This window comes from Gaiella sp. (assembly GCF_035710885.1).
Lineage (GTDB): Bacteria > Actinomycetota > Thermoleophilia > Gaiellales > Gaiellaceae > Gaiella.
On record NZ_DASTCS010000050.1, the window covers coordinates 1 to 23,885 of the forward strand.

General features: G+C 71.5%; 22 protein-coding genes and 2 pseudogenes. 3 read left to right on the plus strand and 21 right to left on the minus strand.

The features are described from left to right. From gcvPA to VFO26_RS12330, 19 genes and pseudogenes are all read right to left on the minus strand, one after another. Positions 1-1,062, minus strand: a 1,062-nt coding sequence (gene gcvPA / locus VFO26_RS12235) for an aminomethyl-transferring glycine dehydrogenase subunit GcvPA (RefSeq protein ID WP_325115276.1), incomplete at its 3' end; no start/stop codon positions are given. 7 nt (positions 1,063-1,069) lie between these two features. Further along, entirely contained in the window at positions 1,070-1,465 is a 396-nt protein-coding gene (gene gcvH / locus VFO26_RS12240; protein WP_325115277.1) for a glycine cleavage system protein GcvH, read from the minus strand. Positions 1,466-1,628: 163 nt separating this feature from the next. Further along, the gene (gene gcvT, locus VFO26_RS12245; RefSeq protein ID WP_325115278.1) at positions 1,629-2,681 is read right to left on the minus strand and encodes a glycine cleavage system aminomethyltransferase GcvT; all 1,053 of its coding nucleotides are present in this window, start codon (positions 2,679-2,681) and stop codon (positions 1,629-1,631) included. Between the two features lie 63 nt (positions 2,682-2,744). Continuing rightward, positions 2,745-3,824, minus strand: a complete 1,080-nt coding sequence (gene ftsZ, locus VFO26_RS12250; RefSeq protein ID WP_325115279.1) for a cell division protein FtsZ — start codon at positions 3,822-3,824, stop codon at positions 2,745-2,747. Between the two features lie 105 nt (positions 3,825-3,929). Continuing rightward, positions 3,930-4,790, minus strand: coding sequence for a cell division protein FtsQ/DivIB (locus VFO26_RS12255; RefSeq protein ID WP_325115280.1), 861 nt, complete (start codon positions 4,788-4,790; stop codon positions 3,930-3,932). Positions 4,791-4,866: 76 nt separating this feature from the next. Next, on the minus strand, positions 4,867-5,742 hold the full coding sequence (murB, locus tag VFO26_RS12260) for a UDP-N-acetylmuramate dehydrogenase (protein WP_325115281.1): 876 nt from the start codon (positions 5,740-5,742) through the stop codon (positions 4,867-4,869). Beyond that, positions 5,739-6,926: a glutamate ligase domain-containing protein gene (locus VFO26_RS12265; RefSeq protein ID WP_325115282.1), complete on the minus strand. Its 1,188-nt coding sequence runs from the start codon at positions 6,924-6,926 to the stop codon at positions 5,739-5,741. The genes murB and VFO26_RS12265 overlap by 4 nt, the downstream gene beginning before the upstream one ends. A gap of 78 nt (positions 6,927-7,004) precedes the next feature. Next, positions 7,005-8,081, minus strand: a complete 1,077-nt coding sequence (locus VFO26_RS17935; protein ID WP_349259080.1) for a UDP-N-acetylglucosamine--N-acetylmuramyl-(pentapeptide) pyrophosphoryl-undecaprenol N-acetylglucosamine transferase — start codon at positions 8,079-8,081, stop codon at positions 7,005-7,007. Between the two features lie 52 nt (positions 8,082-8,133). Then, positions 8,134-9,084, minus strand: a pseudogene (locus VFO26_RS12280) (FtsW/RodA/SpoVE family cell cycle protein); the annotation flags it as partial. A 38-nt stretch (positions 9,085-9,122) separates the two neighbouring features. Further along, positions 9,123-10,418, minus strand: a complete 1,296-nt coding sequence (locus VFO26_RS12285) for a UDP-N-acetylmuramoyl-L-alanine--D-glutamate ligase (protein ID WP_325115284.1) — start codon at positions 10,416-10,418, stop codon at positions 9,123-9,125. Positions 10,419-10,441: 23 nt separating this feature from the next. Then, positions 10,442-11,293: a DMT family transporter gene (locus VFO26_RS12290; protein WP_325115285.1), complete on the minus strand. Its 852-nt coding sequence runs from the start codon at positions 11,291-11,293 to the stop codon at positions 10,442-10,444. Positions 11,294-11,548: 255 nt separating this feature from the next. After that, on the minus strand, positions 11,549-12,565 hold the full coding sequence (mraY, locus tag VFO26_RS12295; protein WP_325115287.1) for a phospho-N-acetylmuramoyl-pentapeptide-transferase: 1,017 nt from the start codon (positions 12,563-12,565) through the stop codon (positions 11,549-11,551). Beyond that, on the minus strand, positions 12,550-13,836 hold the full coding sequence (locus VFO26_RS12300; protein ID WP_325115288.1) for a UDP-N-acetylmuramoyl-tripeptide--D-alanyl-D-alanine ligase: 1,287 nt from the start codon (positions 13,834-13,836) through the stop codon (positions 12,550-12,552). The genes mraY and VFO26_RS12300 overlap by 16 nt, the downstream gene beginning before the upstream one ends. A gap of 10 nt (positions 13,837-13,846) precedes the next feature. Continuing rightward, positions 13,847-15,298: a UDP-N-acetylmuramoyl-L-alanyl-D-glutamate--2,6-diaminopimelate ligase gene (locus tag VFO26_RS12305; RefSeq protein WP_325115289.1), complete on the minus strand. Its 1,452-nt coding sequence runs from the start codon at positions 15,296-15,298 to the stop codon at positions 13,847-13,849. Between the two features lie 67 nt (positions 15,299-15,365). Further along, positions 15,366-17,084 carry a penicillin-binding protein 2 gene (locus VFO26_RS12310; RefSeq protein WP_325115290.1) on the minus strand — a complete coding sequence of 573 codons (1,719 nt, stop codon included), beginning with the start codon at positions 17,082-17,084 and terminating at the stop codon, positions 15,366-15,368. After that, positions 17,081-17,398: a hypothetical protein gene (locus VFO26_RS12315; RefSeq protein ID WP_325115291.1), complete on the minus strand. Its 318-nt coding sequence runs from the start codon at positions 17,396-17,398 to the stop codon at positions 17,081-17,083. Before VFO26_RS12315 ends, VFO26_RS12310 begins: the two co-directional genes overlap by 4 nt. After that, positions 17,398-18,354 carry a 16S rRNA (cytosine(1402)-N(4))-methyltransferase RsmH gene (rsmH, locus tag VFO26_RS12320; RefSeq protein ID WP_325115292.1) on the minus strand — a complete coding sequence of 319 codons (957 nt, stop codon included), beginning with the start codon at positions 18,352-18,354 and terminating at the stop codon, positions 17,398-17,400. The genes VFO26_RS12315 and rsmH overlap by 1 nt, the downstream gene beginning before the upstream one ends. Beyond that, positions 18,320-18,754 (minus strand): division/cell wall cluster transcriptional repressor MraZ, encoded by a 435-nt coding sequence (mraZ, locus tag VFO26_RS12325; protein WP_325115293.1) that lies wholly within the window; start codon positions 18,752-18,754, stop codon positions 18,320-18,322. The genes rsmH and mraZ overlap by 35 nt, the downstream gene beginning before the upstream one ends. A gap of 162 nt (positions 18,755-18,916) precedes the next feature. Continuing rightward, positions 18,917-19,735 carry a PfkB family carbohydrate kinase gene (locus tag VFO26_RS12330; RefSeq protein ID WP_325115295.1) on the minus strand — a complete coding sequence of 273 codons (819 nt, stop codon included), beginning with the start codon at positions 19,733-19,735 and terminating at the stop codon, positions 18,917-18,919. Positions 19,736-19,908: 173 nt separating this feature from the next. On the opposite strand from VFO26_RS12330, the gene VFO26_RS12335 reads away from it, so the two are divergent. Both VFO26_RS12335 and VFO26_RS12340 read left to right on the plus strand, forming a co-directional pair. After that, the gene (locus VFO26_RS12335) at positions 19,909-20,364 is read left to right on the plus strand and encodes a sigma-70 family RNA polymerase sigma factor (RefSeq protein WP_325115296.1); all 456 of its coding nucleotides are present in this window, start codon (positions 19,909-19,911) and stop codon (positions 20,362-20,364) included. Further along, complete coding sequence (locus tag VFO26_RS12340) at positions 20,361-20,921, plus strand: methylated-DNA--[protein]-cysteine S-methyltransferase (protein WP_325115297.1); 561 nt, start codon at positions 20,361-20,363, stop codon at positions 20,919-20,921. The genes VFO26_RS12335 and VFO26_RS12340 overlap by 4 nt, the downstream gene beginning before the upstream one ends. A gap of 25 nt (positions 20,922-20,946) precedes the next feature. On the opposite strand, the gene VFO26_RS12345 is transcribed toward VFO26_RS12340, so the two are convergent. Then, complete coding sequence (locus VFO26_RS12345) at positions 20,947-21,624, minus strand: response regulator transcription factor (RefSeq protein ID WP_325115298.1); 678 nt, start codon at positions 21,622-21,624, stop codon at positions 20,947-20,949. Between the two features lie 115 nt (positions 21,625-21,739). Beyond that, positions 21,740-23,068 (minus strand): hypothetical protein, encoded by a 1,329-nt coding sequence (locus VFO26_RS12350; RefSeq protein ID WP_325115299.1) that lies wholly within the window; start codon positions 23,066-23,068, stop codon positions 21,740-21,742. Positions 23,069-23,284: 216 nt separating this feature from the next. Between VFO26_RS12350 and VFO26_RS12355 the strand changes: the two are divergent. After that, a pseudogene (locus VFO26_RS12355) lies at positions 23,285-23,885 on the plus strand (hypothetical protein); the annotation flags it as partial.

A 23,885-nucleotide genomic window follows, 5' to 3' on the forward strand; every position in this document is an offset into this window, starting at 1 on the left:
GAGCTCGACCAGGCCCCGCTTGCAGAGCCAGCTCAGGTAGATCATCCCGGCGAGCGCGTTGAGCGCCTGCGCGGTGCAGATGTTGTGCGTCGCCTTCTCGCGGCGGATGTGCTGCTCGCGGGTCTGCAGGGCGAGCACGAAGCCCCGCTCTCCCTCGAGGTCGGTGGTCTCGCCGACGATCCGTCCGGGCATCCGTCGGACGAACTCCTGGCGCGCCGCGAGAAAGCCGTAGTGCGGCCCGCCGTAGCTCTGGTAGTTGCCGATCGACTGCCCCTCGCCGATCGCCATCGCGCAACCGTAGTTGCCGGGCGCCTCGAGCAGGCCGAGCGACACGAGGTCGACGTGGGCGACGGGCAAGGCACCGCCTTCGGCGGCGGCGGCAGCGAGATCGGGTGCCGGCTCGAGGCAGCCGAAGGCGTTGGGCTGCTGGAAGATCGCGATCGCCGCGTCGCGCGATGCTTCGGCGAAGCGCGACGGGTCGATCGTCCCGCCCTCGTGCGCGACCTCGACGACCTCCATCCCGAACCCAGGCGCGTACGTCTTCACGACCTGGCGTGCCATCGGGTGGAGCGTCTCCGCCAGCACGATCCGGCTGCGACCGGTGTGCGCGCGGGCGACGAAGCAGGCGTCGGCGGCGACGGTCGACCCGTCGTACCCGGAAGCGTTCGAGACGTCCATCCCGGTGAGCTCGCAGATCGCCGTCTGGTACTCGAAGATCGCCTGCAGGATGCCCTGGCTCATCTCGGGCTGATACGGCGTGTACGCGGTGAGGAGCTCGCCCCTCGCGAGGAACGTGTCGACGACCGCCGGCACGTAGTGGTCGTAGATCCCCATGCCGAGGAAGCTCAGCTCCCGGGACGTGTCCGCATTGCGCGCAGCCAGCTCCTCGAAGTGCCGCACCAGCTCCGCCTCGGGGAGCGCGGCAGGGACGTCGAGCTCCCGCCCGAAGCGGACACCCTCCGGGATCTGCTCGAACAGCGCCTCGAGCGAGTCGACGCCGATCGCCTCCAGCATCGCGTCGCGGTCGGCGTCGGTCAGGGAGAGATAGCCCGCGCTGCTCATCCCGGGGTCACAGCTCCGCGAGGTGCGTCTTGTACGCCGCCGCGTCGAGCAGGCCGTCCGCTTCCGCCGGATCCGAGAGCCTGATGCGGACGAGCCAGCCCTCACCGTACGGGTCCTCGTTCACCGTCTCGGGCGCCTCCACCACCTTTTCGTTCACCTCGAGCACCTCGCCCGACAGGGGCGCGATCACGTCCGACACCGCCTTCACCGATTCGACCTCGGCATAGGCCTTGTCCTTCGTCAACGTCGAACCGACCTCCGGCGCCTCGTAGAGCACGAGCTCGCCGAGGGAGTCCTGCGCGTACCAGGTGATCCCGAGGACGGCCCCGTCGCCGTCGACCCGGGCCCAGTCGTGCTCCGGGTGGTACCGGAGGTCGTCGGGGTAGCTCTCGTTCGCGGGCACTAGTGCTCCTTCCGGTGATGTGGCCACGTTCCCGGCGCGTGAGGAGCGAGCCAGGCAAGGACGCAGGGAGCCCTGATACCAGAAGGTATCGGGGCGACCGGGGACGACGCATGGCGACGCTCATCGGGCGTCGGGGACCCGGAGGGCATCGCCGGACGGAGCACTAAGGCTCCTTCCGGTAGATCGGCTTCCTGACGACCCGGGCGCGGCGGGGGTTGCCGCGCACGTCGACCTCGAGCTCGCTGCCGACCTCTGCCCGGCCGGAGGGGACGTAGCCCATGCCGATGCCCACGTCGAGCGACGGCGAGTGCGTCCCCGACGTCACCTCTCCTCCTCCGGCGATCGGCATGCCCTGACGCGGGATCGCCTTCTCCTCCATCACGAACGCGACCAGCCGGCGCTCGGGCCCCGTCGCCCTGATTCGACGGAGGGCGCCGGCGCCGGTGAACTCGGTGTCGAGGGCGCATGTCCATCCGAGGCCCGCGGAGATCGCGTCGGTCTCCGTCGTGATGTCGTTCCCGTGCAGCGGATAGCACACCTCGAGGCGCAGCGTGTCCCGTGCGCCGAGCCCGCAGGGTACGACTCCCCGGCCGAGAATCGTGTCCCAGAGCGCCGGCCCGTCCTCCGAGGGGCAGAGGAGCTCGACACCCTGCTCACCCGTGTACCCGGTGCGACAGACCATGACCTCGACGCCATCGACCGCACCCATCGCGTGCGTGAAGGCCGGTGCCTCGGCCAGCCCGAGCAGCTCGAGGGAGGTCGGCCCCTGCACGGCCACGAGCGCGTACTCGTCGGAGGCGTCGCGAACCTCGGTGCCGTGGATCTCGCGCTCCTTCAGCCATGAGTACGCGGCTTCCCTGTTGCCCGCGTTGACGACGAGCAGGTAGTGCCCGTGGGCCAGGCGGTAGACGATCAGGTCGTCCACGATCCCGCCCCGCTCGTTCGTCAGGAGCGTGTACTGGGCCTCGCCGTCGCCGAGCCGGTCGACGTCGTTCGAGAGCATCGACTGCAGGAAGGCCGCGGCCGCCGGCCCCTCGACGTGGAGCTGGCCCATGTGCGAGACGTCGAACGCGCCCGCAGCAGTCCTGACGGCGACGTGCTCGGGGATCACGCCCTCGTACTGGACGGGCATCTCCCAGCCGGAGAAGGGCACCATCCGCGCCCCGACCGCGAGGTGGCGCTCGTAGAGGGGGGTCCTGCGCAGGGCCACGCTCACGGCCGCGACAATAGCTAGCCCGGCTCCGCCGGGACCGCTCGTCCGACGGCTGTCGGGCGAGGGCTAGTCGCGGAGGAAGCTCGGCACGTCGATCTCGGTCTCGTCCTCGCGCGGGCGAGGGTCGAAGCTGGGCGGGGCGGGCTCGGGGGCTCCCGTGGTCACCGCGGCGGGCTCGGTCCGCCGGCGGCGCGGCCGGCCGCCGCCGAAGCCCGTGGCGATCACGGTCACACGCACGTCCTCGCCGAGCGACTCGTCGATCACGGCGCCGAAGATCACGTTCGCGTTGGCGTCCGCGTGCCCCGTCACCACCTCGGCAGCCTCGTTGACCTCGAAGAGGCCGACGTCCGCGGGCCCGGTGATGTTGAGCAGCACCCCGGTGGCGCCGTCGAGCGTGGTCTCCAGCAGCGGCGACGAGACGGCGGCGTTTGCGGCCGCGGTCGCGCGGCCCTCGCCGCGGGCCGTGCCGATGCCCATCAGCGCGGACCCTGCGTCGCGCATGATCGTCCGGACGTCGGCGAAGTCGAGGTTCACGAGCCCCGGGACCGTGATCAGATCGGTGATCCCCTGCACGCCCTGTCGGAGGATGTCGTCGGCCATCCTGAACGACTCGAGGATCGGCGTGGTCTTCTCGACCACCTGCAGCAGTCGGTCGTTCTCGATCACGATCAACGTGTCGACCCGGTCGCGCAGGTTCTGGATCCCGCCCTCGGCCTGGTCGGCCCGGCGCTTGCCCTCGAACGCGAACGGCTTCGTCACGACGCCGACGGTGAGCGCCTCGAGCTCGCGACCGAGCTCGGCAACGACCGGCGCGGCGCCCGTTCCCGTGCCGCCGCCCTCCCCGGCGGTGACGAAGATCATGTCGGCGCCCTTGAGTGCCTCCTTCAGCTCGTCGCGGCTCTCCTGAGCGGCGGCGAGCCCCACCTCGGGGTTCGCGCCGGCGCCGAGCCCGCGGGTCGCCTTGGAGCCGATGTGGATCTTGACGTCGGCGTCCGTGTCCAGCAACGCCTGCGCGTCGGTGTTCACCGCGATGAACTCGACGCCGGTCAGCCCGGACTCGACCATGCGGTTGACGGCGTTGGTGCCGCCGCCGCCCACGCCGACGACCTTGATCACTGCGAGGTAGTTGCCGTTCTGGGTGCTCATCTCGACCTGCCTGAGGGTCAAGCTCTCATCGAGCTACGGAAATGCCTGAATGGCCCCATTCGAAGCCAGGGTACGGTCTCCTTGTCGACATTGTCAACGTAACCCTCAAGCCCCGGTCGAGGCAGGACTCTCGACCTCGACCTGAGACTCGAGGGACGCTGGGCCCGCGACGGGACGATCCGGGACGCTGATGTCGAGGTAGCCCGAGCCGGCGGGCAGCACGCGGATCACCCGTGCCGCGACCGCGAGCTTGAGGTCGACGTCGCGGGTGTCGCCGAGCCGGAGCTCGAGCCCCGAGCGGAGGCGCATCGTCAGGCCCTCGGTGGTCGTCACCGACACGACCCTGCTCGGAAAGCGAATCCCCGCCAGGGGGGCGACCGCGCCGACGGCCGTGCGGAGGTCACCCTCGACCGTCGCGCCCGGCTCGAGCGTGACGTCCCGGCCGATCCAGATGCGCGCCAGGTCGGGCTGCGCGGTTCGCTCGGCCCGTGCGATCACCCTCCCCCGCTCGGAGACGACGAACGCGGCCGCCCCCTGGCGCACGACCGCAACCGGGCGCTCGGGGATCACGGTGACGCGGAGCGTGTGCGGGTAGGCACGGTCGAACGCGACGGCCGCCACGGTGGGGAGCGTGGCGACGTCGATGCGGGCCGCCTCCAGGTCGAGCGCGAAGAGGCTCTCCCCCGTCCGCTCGCGAAGCACCCTGCGCACCTGTCGGTCGACGGCTGCGCTGCCACCGCTGACCTCGATCGTCTGCACCGCGAACAGCGACGTCTCGCGCGCGAGGACCAGCGCGAGGAGCACTCCGCCCAGCGCCGCGAACGCGACGAGCAGAGAGCGGCCAGAGGGGACGAGCGGGCCGAGGTCGAGGCGATCGCCGGAAACCGTACGCGGGAACGGGACGACGACGCTCGCCGCGCGCGTACGGGGCCGCTCGGTGCGTCCTGCTCGTCCCCGCTGGGCCACGGACGGGATTTCGCCGCGCGACGGGGTGGTCCTGCGCCGCGCCCACGGAAACCGACTCCGTTCCCGGGGTGTGGGTTCAGTCGAGCGTGAGACCGACGAGCGCGACCTCGTGCTCGAGCTCCACGCCGTACCGGTCGCGCGCGCGCCGTCGAGACTCGACCATCAGCGCGACACAGTCCGCGGTCGTGGCGCCGTCGACGTTCTCGATGAAGTTCGCGTGCCGCGGGGAGATCACGGCCCCGCCGATCCGGAAGCCCTTGAGCCCGCAGGCCTCGAGCATCCGCCCGGCGCCGAGCTCGGCATCGGGGTTCTTGAAGACCGACCCGAAGGTCCGCTTGTTGGTCGGCTGCGTCGCCTTTCGCCGGGCGACGAGGTCGGCGACGTCGGCCTTGATCTCCTCGATCGGGCGTGGCGCGAGCCGGTACTCGACGCGCGCGACCACCTGGTCTGCCCGCAGCGCCGAGCGCCGGTAGGAGAGCCCGAGCTCGGCGGCGGTCAGCCAGCCGCTGCCCTCGGGTGAGACGACGAGAGCCCGCTCGAGGATCCTCGACCAGTCCGAGCCGTAGGCGCCCGCGTTCATGCGCACACCTCCGCCGGCGGTGCCGGGGATCGCACAGGCGAACTCCAGCCCGCCGAGGCCGGCTGCCCGAGCGCGGTGCAGGCACACGGCGTTCGCGGCACCGCCCCCCGCACGGAGAACCTCACCGTCCAGCTCCACGGTCGCGAGGTCTCCCTCGAGACGCAGCACCAGCGCGTCGACGCCGTCGTCCGCGGCGAGCATGTTCGAGCCGAGCCCGACCGTGACGATCGACAGTTCCCTCTCGAACGCCCATGCGAGCGCCTCCTCGAGCTCCGCGACCGACGTGGGTCGCGCGAAGGCCGTCGCGGGACCGCCGGTCCCGATGGTCGTCGACCTCGCGAGCGGGGTCCCCTGCTCGATCGCGACGGTCACCCCGGGAGCCCTTCGATGATCGCCCGGGCGGCGCGCCACGGCTCTCCGACGCCGAGCGTGACGACCACGTCACCCGGGCGGACGAGGTGGACTGCGAGGCGCGAGGCATCGTCGAGCGTCGGTGCCCAGACACGTCGCGTCGGGTCGGGCACTCCCTCCAGGACGAGACGCCCCGTCACGCCTTCTCGCGGTGCATCGCGTCTTCCCACGAAGTCCGTGACGATCGCGACGTCCGCGAGACCGAGCGCGGCCCCGAGCTCCCGATGGAGGTGTCGCGTCCGCTCGACGACGTGAGGGACGTAGAGCGCGACCAGGCGGCCGTCCGCACCGGCTCGCGCGGTCTCGAGCGTGACACGAAGCTCGGTCGGGTTGTGACCGTAGTCGTCGATCACGGTGACGCCGCCGCGCGTGCCGAGGATCTCGAACCGCCGGTCGGCCCCCTCGAAGCGACGGAGAGCCGCCTCCGCCGCCTCTGCTCCCACACCCGCATGCTCGAGGGCGGCAAGGGCCGCAGCCGCGTTCAGTCGGTTGTGCTCCCCGGGGACGGCGAGAGGGAACGGCACAGGCTCGAGCTCCCAGCCGCGCACGACGTCGGGGACGGGCTCCAGCCACGCCTCGAGTGCCTCTCGGAGCTCCGCGACCGAGCTCCATGCTGCGTGATGATCGAGCTCGACGTTGGTGACGACCGCGATCTGCGGCCGGAGCGCGAGCACCGAGCGGTCGGACTCGTCTCCCTCGACGACGAGCCACCCCGAGCCGGTTCCGGCGTTGCCGCCGAGCTGCGGCACGACCCCGCCCACGATCCATGCAGGGTCGCTCGCCGTCTCGCGGAGGGCGTACGCGATCATCGCCGTCGTCGTCGTCTTCCCGTGCGCGCCCGTGACCACGATCGACGGCTGCGTGGCGACGAGCTCGGCGAGGAACTCGGCGCGCGGCGTCCCGTCGATCCGGTCGCGGTGGGCGGTCGAGACGATCGGCTCGAACCCCACGGGCGGGCGCGGCTGCCCACCGAGATCGACGTCGATGCCGTCGAGCGTCTTCGTGAAGATCGTCTCGTGCATGTCCCAGCCGCGCACCTCGGCACCCCAGGCGCGCGCGATGTTCGCATACGCGGACAGCCCCGATCCCCCGATCCCGACGAAGTAGAGGCGGCGGCCGTCGAGAGGCTTGTGGTGGGTCAACACGAGCTCTCTCCGATCGAGCCGGCACGGCGCACGTGTGCTTTGTGCTGATTCGACACAAGCTCTCCACCGACCACGAGCTCACCGCCCCCCGCGTGCGAGCGCGACGAGCTCGTCGGCGATCACATCGGCCGCGTCGGGTCGCGCGAGCGCGAGCATCCCCTCGCGCATCGCTGCGAGCCGCGCCCTCTCGGCGAGCAGCTCCGCGACGAGCTCGGGGATCCGCCCGACCTCGGCATCGGGGACGACCACGGCGCCTGCGCCTCGCTCGAAGTGGCGCGCGTTCAGCGTCTGGTGATCCGCCGTGGCGTAGGGGTACGGGACGAGAATCGCCGGCGTGCCCGCCGCGGCGAGCTCCCACACCGTTCCTCCGGCGCGCGAGACGGCGAGGTCGGCGGCCGCCAGCGCCGCGCCGAAGTGGTCGGTCTGCGGGAGCAGCACGTAGCCCGGGCGCTCGGCACGGCCGCGAAGCGCTTCGAAGTCGCGCTCCCCGCAGATGTGGAGGACCTCCGGCCCACGGGCACCCCATGCCTCGACCGCCATCTCGTTGAGCGACCGCGCGCCTGCCAGCGCACCGAAGACAGCGACGACCGGGCCGTCTGCCGAGAGCCCGAACCGCGTGCGTCCCTCCTCCCGGCTCGAGCCCCGATGGGCGAGGGGGATCGGACGTCCGACCACGCGGACCTTCTCGCCGTTGCGACCCGGGATCTCGTAGGCGAGGAACAGCCGGCGGGCGAATGGCGCCGCGAGCCGGTTCGCGAGGCCGAGGTGGGCGTCGGCTTCGGTCAGCGCCGCCGGGATCCGGCGCAAGCGGGCGGCGAGCACCATCGGCCCGGCAACGTAGCCTCCCGCGCCCAGGACGACGTCCGGGCGACGGCGGGCGAGGATCCGGAGACAGTGCGCGGGCGCCGCCGAGGCGCGCCACGCGGCTCTGAGCTGGGCGGCGCTGGGCCGCCGCGGGAGGGCCGAGACGGGAAACGTGTCGAGCGGGAACCCGGCCTCAGGCACCAGCCGCGACTCGACGCGGTCGGGAGTGCCGGCGAACGTCACCGTCGCTCCGCGAGCGCGAAGCGCCTCCCCGACTGCGAGAGCGGGTCGAACGTGACCGGCCGTTCCCCCGGCCGCGATCACGCACGCGAGCTTCGACGACGCGCTCATTCACCGCGATGTTAAGGAGCACCCCCACACCGGCGAGGAGCACGAGCAGCGACGAGCCCCCGTAGGAGACGAACGGAAGCGGGATGCCCGTCAGCGGGGCCATGCCGAGCACCGCGGCGAGGTTCACCGCGGCCTGGCCGCAGACCAGCGTCGTGATGCCCGCCGCGAGCCGCTTCCCGAAGGGGTCGCGGCACTGGAGCGCGATGCGGAAGCCTGCCCAGGCGAACACCGCGAATGCAGCGATCACGACCGCCGAGCCGACGAATCCGAGCTCCTCGCCGACCACCGCGAAGATCATGTCCGTGTGGGCCTCCGGGAGGAAGTTGACCTTCTGGATGCCCTGGCCGAGGCCCTCGCCGGTGACGCCACCTGACCCCATGCCGATCATCGCCTGGACGTTCTGGAAGCCCGCGCCCTGCGCGTCCTGCCACGGGTCGAGGAAGCTGAAGACGCGCTCGCGGCGGTACGGCTCCATCCAGATCGCGAGGAGGCCGGCCCCGATCGCGAAGGACGACGCGAGGGCGAACAGCCGCAGCGAGATCCCGGACACGAGGAGGATCCCCCCGACCATCAGGAACAGGGAGATGGTCGTCCCGAGGTCGGGCTCTATCACGATCAGCCCCCCGAACGCGACGACGACGAGGCCGACCGGCTTCATCAGCTCACCGAGCGTCGTCGGCACCGGGCGGCGCGCGAGGACGGCGCACACCCAGAGGCAGACCGCGATCTTCGCGATCTCGGCCGGCTGGACGCTGACGGGGCCGTAGACGAACCACCGGTGCGCACCGTTGATCGCGGGGGCGATGACGAGGACCGCGGCGCAGGCGACGAACGCGCCGACGAGGAGCAGGGGCGCGAGCGGCCGGAGCGCGTGGTAGTCGACACGCGTCAGCACCGCGAGCAGGACGAGGCCGGCGCCGGCATAGAGGCCCTGCTTCACGAGGAAGCGCATCGGGTCGCCCTCACCGAGGGCGGCCGACGCCGACGTGGCGCTGAACACCATCACGAGCCCGAACGCGACGAGACCGAGCGTGACGAGGATCAGCAGCCGCTGCTCGAGCTGCCCTCGGTCGGAACGACGCTTGTTCCCCACCCCGGGAGCTTCTCCACGAGGCGCCGAAAGTCCTGCCCGCGGTGCTCGAAGCTCGTGAACTGGTCGAACGACGCGCAAGCAGGCGAGAGCAGCACGACGTCACCGAAAGCGGCAGCCGCAGCTGCCTCCCGGACGGCTCGCTCGAGTGTCTCGGATCGGGCGATCGGGACCCGCGCCCCTCCGAGCGCCGCGGCGAGCTCGCCTGCCGCTTCGCCGATGAGGTACGCGCTGTCGCCGGGCTCGAATGCCGCGGCGAGCGCGTCGTACGGCTCCGCCTTGCCCCTGCCTCCGAGGATCACGTGCTTCCGTCGCCCCGCGAACGACGCCAGCGCCCGAACGGCGGCCGCAGCGTTGGTCGCCTTCGAGTCGTTCACGTAGAGGACGCCGTCGATCGTCGCGATCTCCTCGATCCGGTGCTCGACGCCCGGAAACGACCGGAGCCCATGCGCGATCGCGTCGTCCGTCACGCCGACCGCGCGCGCTGCTGCGGTCGCGGCGGCAGCGTTCGCACGATTGTGGCTGCCGCGGATGCGCGGCTCCGCCGGCAGCGGGTCGTCCGCCGTGAACTCGATGCGCCGCGCGTTCCCGGGGACCGTGGCGAAGCCGTGCGGTACCACCGCGATGTCTTCCTCCCGCTGCCGCGCGAACGCTCTGAGCTTCGCGTGTCGGTACTCGTCGAACGTGCCGTGACGGTCGAGGTGATCCGGCTCCAGGTTCGTCAACACGACGACCCGTGGCGCGAGCGTGTCGACGTCCTCGAGCTGAAAGGAGGAGAGCTCGCACACGATCCACGCGCGGTCCGGCACCCGGCCGACCAGGGACGTGAGCGGACGACCGATGTTGCCGGCGACCTCGACGGGCACGCCTCCGGCCTCGAGCATCACGCCGAGAAGGGCCGTCGTGGTCGTCTTTCCATTGGTCCCGGTGACGCCGATGATCGGGTTCGGAAGGAGCCGGGCGCCGAGCTCGATCTCGGAGATCACCTCGATCCCGCGGTCGCGCGCCGCGACCACGGGCGGGCTCGCGGCGGGGATGCCGGGGCTCTTCACGACCAGGCCGACGTCCTCGAGGAGGCTGTCGCTCCACTCGCCCAGGTGAATTCGGCCCTCCACCCCCGACGTGTCGACGTCGCCGCCCGAGTCGTGGACGACGACCTCCACCCCTGCGCGCACCAGGGCCTCGGCAGCCGCACGTCCCGAGCGCGCGAGGCCCAGGACGAGGGCTCGGGTCGGAAGGCCGGCCACGCCAGAAGGGTAGGCGCGGCCGCTCAAGGGCGGCGCGCGAGAGCGACGCCGGCGATGACCGCGACCGCTCCCACGGCGAGCGGCAGGGTGAGACGCTCGTCCAGGACGAGCGCAGCCAGCGCGAAGCCCGAGACGGGCAGCAGGAACTGCAACGGAGCGATGCGACCGATCCCTCCGTGGGCGAGCGCCCAGTACCAGCCCACGTACCCGACGATCGAGGTGACGACGGCGAGGAAGAGAACCGCGGCCCACGCGGAGGCGCCTGCGTCCGGGAGCCCGTCGGCGACGACGAGGCCGATACCGAGGGGTGCGAGCGCGAGCGCACCGAGGAGCACTCCCCAGTAGGTCGTGGCCGCGCTCGAGAAGCCGCTCGGCACGAGCAGTGCCCCGGCGACGTACCCGGCCGATACGACCAGCGCGGCCGTGAGGACGAGAAGGTCGCCGACGATCGACGCCTCTCCTCCGTCCCCGCCCGTGCGGACGGCGACGATCACCGCCTCGCCCGCGAGCGCGAGGGCGCAGCCGACGACCCACCACGTGCCTGGGCGTCGCCGGAAGACGATCGCAGCGTAGAGACCGGTGAAGACAGGGAGCGCGGTGAGGATCGCGGTCCCGTGCATCGCCGACGTGCGGCCCTGCCCGATCGTGTAGACGACGGGGAACAGGACGAAGCCGGCCGCCGCGGACACGACGAGGAGCAACCGGGCCCGCCGACCCGAGGGTGGCCTCCTGCTCGTCATGGCGACGAGTGGGACCGCCACGAGGCCGGCGAGCACGGTGCGAAGCACGGCGACCACGAGCGCATCGAGCTCGTCGGTCGCGATGCGGGTCACCACCGGCGTCGCCCCCCACACCACCATCACGAGCACCCCCACGACGACGGGGGCGGACAGGAGTCGTCGCGCGGTCAGAGCGCGTTCTGCGCCGGATCGCTCACGCGCGCGAAGGCTACGCGGGCCGGCAACAGTGCGGCGGGCTTACGCGTCGCCGGTGGGAGCGCCGGACGGCGACCGGTGAACGACGGTCGACCGCCGGAGCCCGCTCTGCCGGCCGGGAGGCGAGACGGGGCCGACCCGTGCACGAGCCGGAAGAAGGGGGCCGGCGGGGGAAACATGGTTTCCGCCGCCCTGTCAGAGCTGGAATCTCAGGTAGTAGCGGTAGTAGAGGACGAAGCCGACCGCGCAGAGGATCGCGCCGACGATCCAGAACCGCACCATGATCTTGGTATGCGACCAGGCTTTCAGCTCGAAGTGGTGGTGGATCGGCGCCATCAGGAACACCCGCTTGCCCGTGCGCTTGAAGCTCGCCACCTGGATCATCAGCGAGAGCGCCTCGATGAGGTAGATGCCGCCGATGAAGACGAGGAGCACCTCGGTCTCGGTGAGGATCGCGAGCGTGGCGATCGCCCCGCCGAGCGCCATCGAGCCGGTGTCGCCCATGAACAGCTCGGCCGGGAAGGCGTTGAACCAGAGGAAGCCGATGACGCCGCCGATGAGCGCCGCTGACACGATCGCGATGTCGAGGTACTCCTCGCTTCGGTTCGCGACGACGTCGGCCGAACGGAGCCAGTCGATCACGGCGATCGCGAGCAGAGTGATGATCGAGATGGCGCACGTCCCGGCGGCGAGCCCGTCGATGCCGTCGGTCAGGTTGACGCCGTTCGCGGTGCCCGCGATCACGACGAACAGGAACGGGAAGTACAGCCAGTGCAGGTCGATGTTGACGTCGACGAGCGGGAAGTAGATCTCCGTGTCCATGTAGCCGACTCGCGTCGTCGCCCACCCCACGCCGGCGGTGATGGCGACGAGGCCGAGCATCTTCCAGCGCCCGCTGAGCCCGAGCGAGCGGCGGCGTCGCACCTTGAGGAAGTCGTCCGTGAACCCGATCAGCGCGCAGCCGAGCGTCGCCAGCATGATCGTCAGGCCGGGGATCGTGTACAGCGAGACGATCACCGCCGGCACCAGCGCCGCGACGAGGATCAGGAGCCCTCCCATCGTGGGCGTGCCCTGCTTGACGATGTGCCCGGCCGGCATCTCTTCACGGATGTGCTGGCCGATCGATTGCCGCCGCAGCCACTCGATGAACTGGGGGCCCACCGCGACGGCGATCACCATCGCGACGAGCCCCGCGATCAGGACTCTGACCATGCCCGGGAGTGTTTCTGGATCAGCGCTGGGATGCCTTCGAGCCCCACCGAGCGCGATCCCTTGACGAGGATCGCGTCGCCCGGTCGAAGTACCTCGGCGATCGCGTCGAATCCGGTCGTGTCGGCAACGTGGACGCCGTCTCCGATCTGCGCCAGGTACCCGCGTGCGGGCTCGCCGACGGCGACGACGACCTCGATGCCGAGCTCGCGGAGGAGCGCTGCGACATCCGAGTGGTACCGGTCGCTCTCCTCCCCGAGCTCCGCCATCTGGCCGAGGATCGCCACCCGGCGACGGCCCCCGGCGCGCTCGGCCAGATCGACGAGCGCGGCCCGCATCGAGGTCGGGTTCGCGTTGTAGGCGTCGTTGACCACGAAGCCGCCCCCCGGAAGGTCGTGCACCTCACCCCGCCATCGGGAGAGGCGTATGGCTCCGGCGCCCTCGTGCGCCCGGCCGAGCGGCAGGCCGAGCGCCTGGTAGGCCGTCAGGGCCGCGTGGACGTTCCCGGCCAGGTGGCGCTGCGTGAACGGCAGCTCGAGCCGGAGCTCCTCGCCGCCGACCCTGAAGCGCCACCGATCGCCGTCGCGCGTCGGAGACGTGGGATCGAAAAAGCGGACGTCGAGGTCGGACCGGTCGAGGTACGGGTCGAGCAGCGGCTCGCCCGCCGGGACGACCGCGATCCCGCCTGCGGGGAGCGCTTCGAGGGCCTCGGCGTTCGCGCGCGCGACGTCCTCGAGCGTGCCGACGAGCTCGAGGTGCTCGGGTCCGATGGACGTGACGAGGGACAGCGTCGGCCGGGCGATGCCGCACAGCTCCGCGACCTGACCCGCCCCGCGCATCCCCATCTCCGTCACGAGCACGCGTGTGTCGGGCTCGAGCCGAAGCACCGTGAGCGGCAGTCCGATCTCGTTGTTCCGGCTCGCGTCGGCCGCGACCGTCGGCGTCACCGCAGCGCACAGCGCGGCGAGCGCGTCCTTCGTCGTCGTCTTTCCCGTGGAGCCGACGACCGCCACGACCTGCGCCTCGGAGCGGTCGCGCACGAGCCGTGCGAGCGCGGCGAGGGCCGCATGCTGGTCGCGCGGGACGAGCGTCGCGGCACCAAGCGCGAGCGCGTCCTCGACGAAGCGAGTCCCGGTGTTGATCGCGACGAACAGGTCACCTGGGCGCGCTCGCCGTGAGTCGTCGTGAACCCGCCGGACGACACCGTCCTCGGGTTTCCCACGCAGGGCACCGAGCTCGAGCCCCTCGACCTCCGCCCACGCCAGCGGGATCACGAGAGGCCTCTCACGTCTGCGCCCCGAGACGTCTGCGCAGAGCGCCGCGGGCGACGTCGCGATCGTCGAAGGGATGGACGACGCCTCCGATCTCCTGGCCCTGCTCGTGGCCCTTCCCGGCGATCAACACGACGTCGCCCTCCGCCGCCGACGCGATTGCCGTCTCGATCGCAGAGCGCCGATCGGGGTCGACCTCCACGCTCGTCCCCGAGCCCAGGAGGATCTCCTCGACGATCACGAGCGGGTCCTCGGAGCGCGGGTTGTCGCTCGTGACGACGACGGTGTCCGCGAGCTCCCGCGCGACCCTTCCCATCTCAGGACGCTTCTCGCGGTCGCGGTCGCCACCCGCTCCGAAGACGACCGTGAGGCTTCCGGAGCCGAGCGGACGTGCGGCGCGCATCGCGGTCTCGAGCGCGCCGGGGGTGTGCGCATAGTCGACCACCACGGCGAACCCCTGTCCCTCGTCGATCGACTCGAACCGGCCGGGGACACCGGCCACCGCACGCACCCCCACGGCGATCGCCTCCTCGTCGACGTCGAGGAGGAGTGCCGCCGCGACCGCAGCGAGCACGTTCTCGACGTTGAAGACGCCGAGCAGCGGCGTCTCGATCCGGATCCCGGCCGCCGTGAACGTCGAGCCGCGCGGTCCCAAATCGAGGCCCTCGGCGCGCACCTCGGCCTCGGGCCGGAGCCCGAACGTGACGAGCGGGGCCCGGTGCGCCGACGCGAGCTCGTCCGCGAGGCGGCGGCCGTACGGGTCGCCCACGTTCACCGCGGCGGGCGGCGGCGCGATCCCGGTGAAGAGGCGGCGTTTTGCCTGGAAGTACTCCTCCATGTCGCCGTGGAGGTCGAGGTGATCCTGGGTCAGGTTGGTGAACGCGAGCGCGTCGAAGCGGACGCGGTCGAGCCGCCGGTAGTGGGAGCCGTGGGACGACGCCTCGAGCACGACGGCCTCGTCGCCGGCGTCGAGCATCTCGCGAAACAGCCTCTGGAGCTCGATCGCCTCGGGCGTCGTGTGAGGCGCAGCGCGCGTCTCACCTCCGACCACCCACTCGACCGTCCCCACGGCGCCGGTCGGACTGCCCTCGGCCTCCAGGATCGAGCGCAACAGGAACGTCGTCGTCGACTTGCCGTTCGTCCCGGTGACGCCCGCGACCTTGAGTCGCTCCGTGGGGGCGCCGAAGAACGTGTCCGCTGCGACGGCCATCGCGGCGCGCGCGGACTCCACGACGAGCTGCGGCGCGTCCTCGTCGAGCGGGCGCTCGACGACGAGCGCGACCGCCCCCGCGGCCAACGCGTCACCGGCGAGGTCGTGGCCGTCGGCGCGTGCGCCGGGGACGCAGAAGAACAGCGTGCCGTCGCCCACCCGGCGGGTGTCGTAGGCGAGGTCGAGGATCTCGACGGGTCGCCGCCCGATCACGTCGCTCGGCGCGAGCGCGCGAATCAGCGCGTCGAGCTCCATCGTCGCGATTGTAGGGGCGGTCGTGACACCCCTCGGGGGAGATGTGACAGCGATGGTGTCCCGCCCGCTACGGGGTGAGCGCAGCCGCGGCGAGCAGCGACGACGCGCGCTTCGACTCGGGCGCGTCCGGCGGGACCTCGAGGTACTGGAGGGCGAACCGGGCGATGTCCCGGAAGATGGGCGCCGCGACCACACCGCCCCAGATCTGCCCGCGCGGCTCGTCCACCATCACGAGGATCGCGAGCCGAGGGTTCCGTGCGGGCACGAGCCCGACGAACGACGCGACGTACTTCTGGACGTAGCGCCCGCCCTCCGCCTTGTTCGCCGTGCCGGTCTTGCCCGCGACCGTGTAGCCCGGAATCGCGGCCTCCGTTCCGGTCCCCTCGACCACGACGTCGCGGAACATGGCCGTCATCCGGTCCGCCGTGTGCCGTGAGACGATCCGCCGCCCTTTCCCGTGCCGGACCTTCTTGCCGCCGACCTTCGCGACGACGTGGGCCGGCGGCATCACGCCGCCGTTCCCGATCGCGGCGTAGGCGCCCACCATCTGTAGCGGGGTGACGGCGATGCCCTGTCCGATCGGCACCGTCCCGATCGTCGAGCCCGACCAGTCCTGGTAGGGGACGACCATCCCGGCGCTCTCCCCAGGCAGCTCTGAGCCGGTCTTCTTGCCGAAGCCGAACCGGTCGATCCACGAGGCGAGCTCCGGGCCGCCGAGCCGCTCCTTGGCGATCGTGATCGTCCCGACGTTGGACGACTCGGAGAGGATCTGCCGCACGGTCATCCGCTCCGTGCCGCGGACGTGGGCCTCGCGGATCACGCGGTCTGCGACCTTGATCGTCGGCGCCAGGGTGAAGGCGGTGTCCGGCGTCACGACGTTGTCCTCGAGCGCGGCCGCGACGGTGACGATCTTGAACGTCGAGCCGGGCTCGTAGACGTCCGTGACCGCGCGGTTGCGCCGCTCCTCGGCGGGCGCCGACGAGAACCGGTTCGCGTCGAACGTCGGGGCGTTGGCCATCGCGAGGATCGCGCCGGTGCGGGGGTTCATGACGACCGCCGTGGCTCCCTTTGCACCCCAGCGCGAGACCGCGGATGCGAGGATCTGCTCGGCGTTCGCCTGGAGCTGGTGGTCGAGCGTCAGCACCACGTTGCGACCGGGACGCTCCCTCCGCGACGTGACGACGTCGATTGCCTGTCCCGCGGGATCGCGCACGACGATCTCGTACCCCGCCTTCCCCGCCAGCGTGCGGTCGAGCGAGCGCTCGAGCCCGTCGAGCCCGCGGTTGTCCGTGCCTGCGAACCCGAGCAGCTGTGAGGCGACACGTCCCTGGGGGTAGGTGCGGCGCTCCTCGGGGAAGAAGCCTATGCCGGCGACGCCGAGCTTCTGGAGGGCACGGGCCTTGACGGGATCCGCCTTCCGGTCGATGAACACGAACCGCCTGGTGCGGTCGACGAGGGTCGGATACAGCTCGTCGGGGTCGAGCCCGAGTTGCTGCGCGACCTTCACGGCCGCCTTCTTGGGAGCGATGACGTTGCGCGGGTCCGCGTACACGCTCGTCGCCTGCTCCCCGATCGCGAGAGGCTCGCCCGTCCGGTCGTAGATCGTGCCTCTCCCGGCGGGGATCTCGATCGTCTCACGGTGCTGCCGGGAGGCCATCGCCTCGTACCCGGCACCGTCGACGATCTGGATCCACGCCGCCCGGCCGAGCCCGACCGCGAACACGCACGTGAACGCGACGACGAGCAGGCGGATGCGGGAGTTCGCGCGTTGTGTTCCCGAGGTCACGGTTCCAACCGGAGAAAGGTCGTCGCATTCGGGTCGTGCTTGACGAGGCCCAGCTTCGTCGCCGCCTCGTTCTCGATCCTCGCGTTCGAGGATGCGCTCGAGAGCTGCGCGCGCGTCGTCGCGATCTCTGCCTTGAGCTCCGCGCGGGTGCGCCGGAGGTCGTCGAGCTCGACGTTCAGCCGCAGCACGAGCACGTTGATCGCGACGACGCCCGCGAGGAGCACCGCGACGGTCACGATCCAGAAGACGCCGCCCGTGAACACCCCACGGCCGACACGAGCCCGGCGGAGAGCGGGCTGTGCGATGGCGGACATCAGGCCTTCACCGCGGCGCGCAGCCGCGCCGACGCGGCCCGGGGATTGGCGTCGGTCTCGCGTGCGCCCGGCCGGACGGGCTTCCTGGTGAGCACCCGCAGCGTCGGTTCCTTCCCGCAGACGCAGACGGGGAACTCGGGCGGACAGGTGCACCCCTTCGCCTGCTCGGCGAAGAACCGCTTCACGATCCGGTCCTCGAGCGAATGGAACGAGATCACGGCGAGCCGGCCGCCCGGCCGGAGCATCTCGAGCGCGGCGGGGAGCGCCGCTTCGAGCTGGCCGAGCTCGTCGTTCACCGCGATGCGCAGCGCCTGGAAGACGCGCTTCGCCGGGTGGCCCTCGCCGAAGCGAGCCGGCGTCGGGATGGCGAGCTTGATCACGTCGACCAGCTCGCCCGTCCTGGTGAACGGCGTCTCGGCGCGTCTCCGCACGATCGCGCGGGCGATGGGCGCGGCGAATCGTTCCTCGCCGTACCGGCGGAAGATGGTGACGAGCTCCCGCTCGTCGCGGGTGTTGACGATCTCGGCGGCGGTCGTCTCGGACGACGGATCCATCCTCATGTCGAGAGGTGCGTCCGTCGCGTACGAGAAGCCGCGCTCCGGGCGGTCGACCTGCATCGACGAGATCCCGAGGTCGAGCAGGATCGCGTCGGCCTTGACCTCGTTCGCGGCGAGCTGCGTGAGGACGACGGCGAAGTCACCGCGGAGGAACCGCACGTCCACCCCGGCCTGCGCCTTCAGCCGGTCGAAGTACGCCTTCGCACCGGGGTCGCGGTCGACGGCGACGAGCTTCCCCCGGCCACCGAGATCCTCGGCGAGGAGCCGTGCGTGGCCGCCCGCGCCGAAGGTCGCGTCGACGACGGTCTCGCCCGGCCGGACCGCGAGGAGCTCCTGCACCTCGTCGGCGAGGACCGGGACGTGGTCAGCTTCCGTGTACGGCAAGACGTTCGGCAGCATGTTCGGCGCTCCCTTCGACGGCGTGCAGGTGCTGCTCCCAGGCACCGGGGTTCCACAGCTCGAGGTGGTCGTAGTTGCCCGCGACGACGACCTCGCGCTCGAGGGCGGCGTGGCGCGTGAGGACGGCCGGGACGAGAATCCGACCCTGACGGTCGAGGTCCGCCTCGGCCGCCCCCGAGAAGAAGAACCGGCGTAGCTCGCGGGCCTCTCGGGAGAGAGGGTCGAGCGCGGCGATGCGGGACTCGACGGTCACGGCCCACGTCTCCCGCGGGTAGACGGCCACGTTCCGATCGAGCCCTCGCGCGAGGACGACCCCGTCACCGAGCGCGTCACGGAAGCGGGCCGGCAGCGTGAGCCGGCTCTTCTCGTCGATCGTGTGCTCGTAGGTGCCGATGAACATCGCCCGCGGGAGTGGCTGATCTGTCTCTCGATCTCCACTATTCCCCACTCTACGCCACTTTCCCCCACTGTCAAGCTTTCCACGCGCTTCGGGAACGCGCGCACCGATGCGCGTCTTCCCTCGCGGTCGCCCGACCGACCGACTTCCGACGGTGGCGGCGGCTCAGTGCGCGAGGGCGATGTGCCTCGGCGAGACGCCCCGGCCGGCGAGCGCACCCGCGCCGCAGCGCGCGGCGAAGCCGAGCGCGTCGTTGCCGTCGAGCCCGGAGGCGAGGGCGTAGGTCAGCCCTGCCGCGAAGCTGTCCCCTGCGCCGTAGGTGTCGACGACCTCGCCCGGGGGGTCGGCGGCGGTATACGGACCGCCGGGGCGGGCCCAGCCCCCCAGGCCGCCCGAGGTCGTGACCACGAGCTTCGGCGCCGGATCCAGGTCGCCGCTTCGGTAGCGCTCGGCGTCGTCCTCACCACTTCCGATCAGCGCGTCGAGTGCCACCGCTCCGCGGCGCAGCACGTCCAGCTCCCGTGACGTGGCCGTCAGCACGCGTGCGCGGCGCGCATGGAAGAGCGCGTCGACGTCGCCGGCGACGAAGAAGACTGCGTCCATGGATGCGAGCTCGTGCCACGGCAACGTGTCGTCGTGGCCGCGAGGACGGAGCTTCGGGCCGACGGTCGTGATCGTTCTCTCGCCGTGGTCGTCGACCAGCGTGAAGGCCCAGCGCTGCGCCCGTTCCTCGTGGACGGCATGGACGACGACCCCGCGGGACTCGAGCTCCGCGCGGGCACGTCGACCGAGGTCGTCGCCGCCGAGCGCGGTGAACAGGTGCGCCTCGTCGGCGAGCAAGGCGAGCTGCACCGCCGCGACCCCACCGCCCCCGCCCGCCTGCTCCCAGTCGTCGAACGAGTGCTCGATCTCCCCCGCTGCGGGAACGTCGACGACTCGCGCGAACCGGATCCACTCCACATGCCCGACGACGGCGACGCGCATGGCTCCCAGTCTGCACCTATCGCAGGGCCGTTCGCGAGCGGGGATCCGGGGAGCGGATACGTGTCGCCCGGATACCGCTCCCACGAACGGGCACATCCCGGACGAGCCGCAGCGCAGCGAAGAGCGACCTCACAAACCGCGGCGGAGCCGCGTTTCACTGGATGATGGTGACCGTGGCGTCGATCCCGCCGTTCGAGGCCTTCTACGTCGAGCATGCCGACGACGTGCTCCGCCTCCTTCGCCGCCGACTCGGCCGGGAGCGAGCGGACGACGCGTTCCAGGAGACGTTCCTGCGGGCGCTCCGCGCCTACGACCGCCTCCGGCACGGCGAGCACCTCCGCGCGTGGGTGCTGACGATCGCGTCACGCGTCGTCATCGACACGCACCGGCGCGCCGGAGACGTCACCGATGAGGTTCCCGACGTCGCCCACCTCGACGGGCTTCCCGCATACGAGGAGCTGGCCTTCCTCACCGACACGCTGCCGCCCACCGAACGGGCAGCCGTCGTGCTGCGCTACGGCTACGACCTCGACTACGAGCAGATCGCCTCGGCCCTCGATTCCAGCCCCGACGCGGCTCGCCAGGCGACGTCGTCCGGCGTCCGGCGTCTGCGAAGGAGAGTGACGTGACCATTCCCACAGACCTCGACCGTCGCTTCCGCGACAGCGCTGCTCGCTCCGGCCTGCTCGATGCGGCCTACGACGTGATCGACAGCGAGCTCGGGCCGCTCCTCGCAGCGGTGACCGACCATGGGCTCGCCCGCATCTCGTACGACCCCGAGCCCGAGCGGGAGCTCGACGTCCTCGCCCGCGTGGCGGGGCCGCGCATCCTGCGAGCACCGCGCGCGCTGGACGAGACGCGACGCGAGCTGGACGCGTACTTCGCGGGCAAGCGAACCGTGTTCGACCTCGAGCTCGACCTGCGGGGAGTGAGCGGGTTCACGCTGGGTGTCCTCGAAGAGCTCGCGAAGGTTCCGTACGGACGGACCGCGACGTACCGCGAGCTCGCCGAGCGCGCGGGCAACCCTCGCGCGGCGCGGGCGGTCGGGATGGTGATGAACCGCAACCCGATCCCCATCGTGCTGCCGTGCCACCGCATCGTCGGCTCGTCCGGTGCCCTCGTCGGCTATGGCGGCGGTCTCGAGCGGAAGGAGAAGCTGCTGCGGCTCGAGGGCGCGTTGCTCTGACCTGGTTGGCGGGACGCTCGCCGCCCTACGCGAGCAGTCGATAGCCGACGCCCCAGTCGTTGATCACCACCTCGCGCGCGCCCGCTGCCTCGAGCTTGCGGCGCAGCCTCGAGGCGTGCGAGTCGACGGTCCGCGTGCGGATCCCAGCGGAGCGGATTCCCCACACGTCGCGCAGGAGCTCGGTCTTCGTGAACACGCGCATCGGGTCGCTCGCGAGCTTGGCCGCCAGCTCGAACTCGCGCCCCGAGAGCCGTACTGCGACCTCCCCCACGCGAACCTGCCGAGCCCGGTGGTCGACGACGAGGGGGCCGGCGTCCACGATCTCCGCCTGGCCGAGCAGCGAGCGGCGGAGCAACGCCCTGACGCGCGCGAGCAGCTCCAGGTACACGTCGCGCGGCACGACGTCGTCCGCCCCGCTCTCGAGCGCGCGCACGCGGACGATCGGCTCTGCGCCCGGCTCTGTCAGCACGATGACCGGGACGTTCCTGTTCCAGGTCCGGCCCGGCTCTCCGGCGCGCAGCCTGCGACAGAGGTCGGCCTCGCCCGCGATCACGACGTCGGGCGAGAGCCGCTCCACGAGGTCCAGCGCACGGGACGTCCACGCGGCCTCGAAGACCGTGAAGCCGTCGTCCCGAAGCTGCCGCTCGAGGTACTCCCTCGAGACCGCCTCGTGCTCGGCCAGCAGGACTGCGTTCGTGCCCATGCGCCGAACCTAGAGCGACGAGCGGCGGTCCACCAGATGTCCTTTGCGTCGCGTGTGTGACGATTCGCCCACACGGGTCCCGGCCGGCCACGGCCGATGTGCCGGGTGGGACCGGTCAGACGCCCCTGGCGACGAAGGTGACCTGTCCGAGCATCTTCCCGTACTTCGGGATCTTCTTCGTCCCGAAAGCCGGCCAGATGTAGATCTGGTAGCGCCCGTTCTTCAAGGCGTGCCGGGTGCCTCCCAGCCTCCAGGTCTCCTTCAGCTTCAGCTTCGGCGCACGCACCCACGTCGTGAGGAGCTTCACCTTCCCACGCCAGAGCTGGAGGTTGTAGAAGCGCGCCTTGCTCACCGCCGCCCACTGCACGAGCGGCGCTCGGGTGACGATCGCGCCGTCCTTCGGAGCGTAGATCCCGAGCGGAGGCTTGAGGCCGACCGTCTTGGCAGCCAGGTTGCCGGCCTCGTCGAACAGCCTCACTTCGTACCAGTACCTCGCCCCGGCCCGGATCTTGCGGTCGACGAACCCGCGGTTCTTGCCGTCGTAGACGGGCGCGGGCTTCTTGCCCTTGAGCCCCGGGGCGCGGACGACACTGGCGCGCACGACGTCCTTGCCGGCGGTCCACGAGACCCAGATCGAGCTCCCGCGATGGACCCACTTCACGGCGGGCGGGGCAGGAGGCGTTGCGTCGTAGCGGAACTCCACCGTGATCGGCGCGCTCACGTGACCGGCGGTGTCCCGGCACTGCCCGACGAGCCTGGCGGGGATGGCGTCGGGGCCCTGGTAGAGCGCCTTGGGCGTGCACTCTGCGACACCCGACCCTGCGTCGCTCCCCGTGAACGTCACGTCGACCGGCTTGTTGTACCAGCCGTTCGCGTCGGGTGGCCGCGTCGGGCCGCCCGTGACGGTCGGCGGGCTGCCGTCGTACTTGATCGTGATCGAGCGCGAGGCGCTGTTGCCGGCGTTGTCGGAGCACGCGCCGCTGATCGACACCGCGCCGCCGTCGGGTCCGCCGTACGTACCGCCGCCGGTGCAGGACGCGACGCCGGAGGCGCCGTCGTCCCCCGAGACGCTGACCGCCACGGGCTTCGTGTACCACCCGTTCGAGTCGGGGTCCCGTGCCGGCGACACGTTGACTCCCGGCGGCGACGAGTCCTTTCTCACGGTGACGCTGCTCCCGACGAACGACCCGCCGTAGTTCACCGTGCAGGTGAACGTGACCCCCGCCGTGTCGGCCGAGACACCCGCCGCAGCGCAGCCGGTGGTCCCTGTCACACCGGTGGGGTTGAACGACCAGGTGACGGTGACGCCCGTCTTGAACCAACCGCCGCATCCGCCGCCGTTGCAGCTCGCCACCGGTGGATCGAGGGCTTTCGCCTCACCCGGCAAGACCACTGCCGCCAGTGCGAGGACGAGCATCAGACCCGCGAGGCGGATGGCGGTCATGCGTGCCTCGTGGCGCCGCGGGCGACAACGCCGAGGGTCAAGCTGCCTCCCGCGGCCGCGACGAGGAGCAGCGCGGCCGCGACGAGCAGTCCCACGGGAAGGCTCTCGTCGGGCCCTACGGGGCGCAGCACGCCAAGCGGGAGACCCAGCCGAACGGCGTCGCGCGGCGCACTCACGACAGGGCGAGGCGCCGGCCGCCTGGTCTCCTGCGCGGCTTTGACCTTCGGCTTGGGCGCGGTCTTCTTCGTCACCGGCGCCGACTTCGTCGGCGACGCACCCTCCGGCCGCGTCGCTCGAGGCGCGCTGGACGACCGGGTGGACCGGGCCGGCGGCGTGTACGCGGTGGACGCCCTGGGAGCCGCCGCCGGGCGCGACGCGGTCGACGAGGAGGTTCCCGGGGACGGATCCGGCGCAGGCGAAGGGGTGCTCTTCGTCGTCGTCGAGCTCGTCGTGGTGGTCGAGGCCGCGGCCAACGGCGGATCGGGTGTCGGAACAGGCGGCGTCGAAACCGCCGTGCGCTTGGCGGGAGCCGGCGTCGAGCTGGTGCTCTTGGTGGCCGAAGGCTTCGTGGTCGCGAGCGCGACGTCGGAGGTGGGCGCGTCCGGTGCGGGCATCGGCGTCCCGCCGGCCGCGAGCGCGCCGACAGGACAGGCGAGTGCGAAGACGCAGGCGCCTGCGGCGAGCACCTCATGTCTGAACCGCAGAGACGACGTCCGGCTGGACATCCCGTCCCTCCCTTTCGGCCCCTCACGGTACGTCGGTGGATACGTAGGTGTCAACCGTCAGCGGTGGAGCGGCCGCCGGGAATCTCCCGGCG